This window comes from Caulobacter sp. HMWF025 (assembly GCF_003060965.1).
Classification (GTDB): domain Bacteria; phylum Pseudomonadota; class Alphaproteobacteria; order Caulobacterales; family Caulobacteraceae; genus Caulobacter.
The window spans coordinates 73902-75470 of the sequence record NZ_QAII01000161.1 but is presented as its reverse complement, the minus strand read 5'-3'; the positions used below and the strand labels follow the sequence as shown (position 1 = coordinate 75470).

The following is a 1569-nucleotide window of genomic DNA, read 5'->3' as shown; positions in this document are numbered from 1 at the left end:
CCCGAGACCCAGGGCAATACCGAACGTCATATCGGCTCGTGGCTGCAGAAGACCGGCAAGCGCGACCAGATCGTGCTGGCCTCCAAGGTCGCCGGTCGTGGCAGCGCCTTCGGCGGCCTGACCTGGCTGCGCTCTGACGGGGCCTCCACCCGCCACACCCGGGCCCAGATCGACGAGGCGGTGGAAAACTCGCTCAAGCGCCTGAACACCGACTATCTCGACCTCTACCAGCTGCACTGGCCCGACAGGGCGGTGCGGGTGTTCGGCGGTCAGACCTACAAGGACTATGAGCAGGACTTCGAGACCTTCGGCGACATTCTCGAAGCCCTCGACGCCCATGTGAAGAAGGGCACCCTGCGCGCGATCGGGGTCTCCAACGAATTTCCGTGGGGCGTGATGCGCTTCCTGGCCGAGAGCGAGACCCGCGGCCTGCCCCGCATCGCCTCGATCCAGAACGCCTACCACCTGGCCAACCGCACCTTCGAATATGGCCTGGCCGAGATCGCCATGCGCGAGCAGGTCGGCCTGCTGGCCTATTCGCCGCTGGCCCAGGGCGCCCTGACCGGCAAGTATCTCGACGGGGCCCTGCCGGCCGGGTCGCGCAAGGCGCTCTACAACCGCATGCAGCGCTATGAGGGCCCTGGTGCCGAGGCCGCGATCCGCGGCTATGTGGCCCTGGCCCGCGAGCATGGCCTGGATCCGGCCACCCTGGCCCTGAAGTTCTGCGACACCCGGCCGTTCGTCACCGCGACGATCATCGGAGCCACCTCGATGGACCAGTTGAAGGTCGCCATCGACGCCTTCGACCTGACCTGGAGCGAAGAGCTGGAAAAGGCCGTCAACGCCCTGCACATCGCCCAGCCCAATCCCTGCCCCTGATGATCCGCCTGTTCACCGCCATCGCCGTCCCCGCCGAGATTGGCCGGGGCCTCCTGACCCGCCAGCACGGCATCGACGGTGCGCGCTGGCGGCCGCTGGAGGCTTTTCACATCACCCTGAAGTTCATCGGCGACGTGCAGGAGCCGGTGGCGGCCGAACTGGACGAGGCCCTGGCCCAGATCGAGGCCCCGGCCTTCGAGCTCGACCTGGCCGGGGCCGGCTATTTCGGCGAGGGCGTCGACATCCATGCCGTCTGGGCCGGGGTGGCTGAAAATCCGGCCCTGCGGCGGCTGGCCAAGGCTCATGAGCGGGCGGCCCGCGAAGTTGGCCTCAAGCCCGAGACCCGGCTCTACACCCCGCACGTGACCCTGGCCTATCTGAAGCGCCCGGCCGAGACCGAAGTCGCCGCCTGGATCCAGGCCAACAACCTGCTGGCCTCGCCGGTGTTTCCGGTGACCTCCTTTGGTCTCTATTCCAGCTGGCAGACTTCCGAAGGGTCGGCCTACCGGCTGGAGCGCGAATATGGCCTGGAGTAGGGCCCGGGTTGGGGGGCAAAACGGCCAGCGTCGCAGGCCCCCTCCTGACCGGCTTCGCCGGTCGTCCGCCCCCAGCGGGGGCGGATGAGACTATCTTCCCCCTCCGGGGGAAGACGGTCGCGAAGCGACCCGTAGGGGGCAAGCGGGAGATCAA

2 protein-coding genes are annotated in these 1569 nt (G+C 68.1%); both read left to right on the top strand.

The genetic code is table 11. The features are described 5' to 3' along the window. Positions 1-879: aldo/keto reductase (locus DBR10_RS17560; RefSeq protein WP_108556540.1), on the top strand; the 879-nt coding region annotated here is incomplete at its 5' end. After that, positions 879-1415, top strand: coding sequence for an RNA 2',3'-cyclic phosphodiesterase (gene thpR / locus DBR10_RS17555; protein WP_108504123.1), 537 nt, complete (start codon positions 879-881; stop codon positions 1413-1415). The genes DBR10_RS17560 and thpR, both read left to right, overlap by 1 nt. The last annotated feature ends 154 nt before the right edge of the window (positions 1416-1569 follow it).

What these genes read in the sequence shown, in the direction of transcription:
- thpR (WP_108504123.1), top strand. Translation starts at nt 879, where the DNA reads ATGATCCGCCTGTTCACCGCCATCGCCGTCCCCGCCGAGATTGGCCGG.